Genomic DNA, 856 nt, shown 5'->3' on the forward strand with positions numbered 1-856 from the left:
CGCGAGGCCCGGCAAAGCGGTGCACCGGACGGCGTCGTACTGGCCGATGCAGGATACGGAAACGACACTGCGTTTCGCGATGCCCTCAGCGAAATCGGCTTGCAATATGCGGTGGGTATCCAATCGAGCACCCGTGTGTGGGCGCCGGGCACTGCGCCGCTGCCCGCCGCGCCATCCGGCAGCAAGCCTGGCCGACCGAGAAGTCTGCAGCGCCGTGTACCGGGGCATGAACCGGCATCGGTCAAGGAGTTGTCCGTCGGGCTTGACGCTTCCCGCTATCGTACGGTTTCGTGGCGTGAAGGCACGCGCGCTACGCTCAGTTCGCGATTCGCAGCGGTGCGTGTGCGCGCCTCACACCGCGATTACTGGCGGCCCACACCGCGCGACGAGGAATGGCTGCTGGTTGAATGGCCCGATGGCGAGCCCGAGCCAATCAAATACTGGCTCTCGACGCTGGCCGCAGGCACGCCTGTGGACCGCCTCGTTCAGGTTGCAAAAATGCGTTGGCGCATCGAGCATGATTACCAGGACCTGAAGCAGGAATTTGGCCTCGGGCACTTTGAGGGGCGCGGTTGGCGCGGGTTTCATCACCATGCATCGCTTTGCATTGCCGCGTACGGCTTCCTCGTTGCTCAGCGCCTCATTCAGGGACGCAGTAAAAAAAACGCTGCGATCCGCGACACATCTGGCTTACCCTCGGACTACGTGCCACGCGGCTCCCCAGCGCGCGCAACGCCACGTGGCTGACTCGATCGCCACGCTGCGCTGGTGTATCGCTGCGCACGTCGCTAAACGGCTCCAGCAATGCCCATTCTGCAGTTCTGCGTCAACACATTCTATGACACAGTAAGACTAG

General features: G+C 62.9%; 1 protein-coding gene. It reads left to right on the forward strand.

The window, feature by feature from the left end:
• Positions 1 to 747, forward strand: a 747-nt coding sequence (locus AWB76_RS40035) for an IS701 family transposase (protein WP_157696350.1), incomplete at its 5' end; no start/stop codon positions are given.
• Positions 748 to 856 lie beyond the last annotated feature (109 nt).

The organism is Caballeronia temeraria, from assembly GCF_001544795.2.
In the GTDB taxonomy this organism is placed as follows: domain Bacteria; phylum Pseudomonadota; class Gammaproteobacteria; order Burkholderiales; family Burkholderiaceae; genus Caballeronia; species Caballeronia temeraria.